Consider the following 1,879-nt stretch of genomic DNA (forward strand, 5'->3'; position numbering starts at 1 on the left):
CCTCGGCCCCGCCCTGCACGACGCGGGCCTCACCCTGCCGCCGGCCCGCCCGGTCCGCGCCCACCCCGCGATACCGCTCGCCCTGGCAGCCGTCCTCCTGGTCACCATCGGCTGGGGCCTGCTGCGCGACCCGTACGCCGTGGACACCACCGCCCGTCTGCTTCCGCCGACCTGGGCGCACCCGCTCGGCACGGACGGGCTCGGCCGTGACGTGCTGGCCCGCCTCGGCCACGGCGCGGCCTCCACGGTCGGCACCGCTGCGGCGGTCTGCGTACTGAGCCTCCTCGTCTCCCTCGCGCTCGGCTTCCTGCCCGGCGTGGCCGCGGGCGCGGCCGACATCGCCAACGCGCTGCCCCCGGTGATCGTCGGCATCCTCGTCGCCGCGGCGGCCGGCCCCGGCACGGGCGGCGCGGCCCTCGCCGTGGCCCTGATCTCCTGGCCGGCCCTCTCCGCCCACGCGGCGGCGCTGGTCCAGGAGGTCCGCGCGTCCACCTTCCTGACCGCACAACGGGCCATCGGTGCCGGGCCGTTGTGGATTCTCACGCGGCACGTCCTCCCGTCCGTCGCCGCCCCCGTCGCCCGCCACGCGGTCCTGCGCCTCCCGGGCATCGCCCTGGCCCTCGCGTCCCTGGGCTTCCTGGGCCTCGGCGCCCAACCACCCGCCCCCGAGTGGGGGTTGCTCCTCGACGAGTCCCGCGCGTACGTGGAACGCGCCCCGTGGGCGGCCCTGGCCCCGGCGTTCGCCCTGGCCCTGCTGGCCGGTCTCGCGGTGTCGGGGGCGGCGTACGCGGAGACGCGCACGGGCCGCCGTACGAAGAAACCCAGCCGTGCGCGCACCGCGAAGGGGGAAGAGAACGTTGACGTCGCAGCCGAAGTCAGACGTACTGCCGGAGTCTGACGCACCGCCGGAGTCCGATGTAGGGCCGGAGTCCGATGTACCGCCGACGCCAGACGTACCGCCGAAGTCAGACGTCCTGCTGTCGGTGCGCGGGCTGCGGGTCGCCTTCGACGGGGTGGAGGCCGTGCGCGGACTGTCGTTCGACGTCCGGCCACGCGAGGTGCTCGCCCTGGTCGGTGAGTCGGGCGCGGGCAAGTCCCTGACGGCGCGGGCACTGCTCGGGCTGCTGCCCAGGGGCGCGACGACGAGCGGTACCGTGCGGCTGCGCGGTGACACTGATCTCGCCGCCCAGCGCGGCCGCCGTATCACCCTTGTCCCGCAGGACGCCCTCTCCGCCCTCTCCCCCGTGCACCCCGTGGGCGACCAACTCGCGGCCGCCGTACGGTCGGTGGCGGGTGTCTCGCGCAAGGAGGCCCGCGCGCGGGCGGTCGCCGCGCTCGACCGGGTGGGGATCCCCGACGCCGTCCGCAGGGCGCGGGCGTATCCGCACGAGTACTCCGGCGGTATGCGCCAGCGGGCCGTGATCGCGATGGCGACGATCAACGAACCGGACGTCGTGGTCGCCGACGAGCCCACGACCGCGCTCGACGCGGAGCTCCAGGAACAGGTGCTCCGGGTCCTCGGCGAACAACGGGAGGCGGTGGGCGCCGCGCTGGTGCTGGTCACCCACGACCTGGGCGTGGTCCGGGAGCACGCCGACCGGGTGCTGGTGATGTACGCCGGCCGCCAGGTCGAACAGGGGTCGGCGAAGCAGGTGCTGGGGCGTCCACGGGCGCCGTACACGGCGGGCCTGCTGGCATCACTGCCACCGGACGACGGCGACGGCTTCGGTTCGGACGGTTCGGCAGGTTCGGTTGGTCCGGCCGGTCCGGTCGGACCGGCCGGTCCGGTCGGACCGGCCGGTCCGGTCGGCTCGGCCAGTCCGGTCGGCTCGGCCAGTCCGGTCGGCTCGGCCAGTCCGGTCGGCTCGGCCAGTCCGGT

General features: G+C 75.7%; 2 protein-coding genes. Both read left to right on the forward strand.

Annotated elements, in window-relative coordinates; all coding sequences use genetic code 11:
• Window positions 1–898, forward strand: an 898-nt coding sequence (locus AWZ10_RS35130; RefSeq protein ID WP_244172653.1) for an ABC transporter permease, incomplete at its 5' end; no start/stop codon positions are given.
• An 85-nt stretch (window positions 899–983) separates the two neighbouring features.
• Window positions 984–1,879, forward strand: an 896-nt coding sequence (locus AWZ10_RS35135) for an ABC transporter ATP-binding protein (protein WP_244172654.1), incomplete at its 3' end; no start/stop codon positions are given.

Source organism: Streptomyces europaeiscabiei (assembly GCF_001550375.1).
GTDB lineage: Bacteria > Actinomycetota > Actinomycetes > Streptomycetales > Streptomycetaceae > Streptomyces > Streptomyces europaeiscabiei.